At 65.6% G+C, this 244-nt stretch carries 1 pseudogene; it reads right to left on the reverse strand.

The features are described from left to right. Positions 1 to 244 (reverse strand): annotated as a pseudogene (locus tag AC0L2O_RS37335) (heparinase II/III family protein); the annotation flags it as partial.

Genomic DNA, 244 nt, shown 5'->3' on the forward strand with positions numbered 1-244 from the left:
CTTGATTGGCATAGGTTTGGCGCAGCGGCAGAAGGTCGGCGAGGATTTCAAGTACGGTTATCGGATTGCGGGAAATATGTCCGCCATCCGGCAGAATCTGGCGATCGAGCTCATCGGCGAGGCTGCGGGTCGCACCGCGCAGCGCCGATGCCGGCGCCGGCAGCGACAGAGCGGCAAAAGCGAGCGCGATGCGGGCGCGCAGCCTGTCCTTGCCGTCCGGCATCTCGCGTGCCATCGCCCTGAG

It is taken from the genome of Bradyrhizobium sp. Kon10 (genome assembly GCF_055807395.1).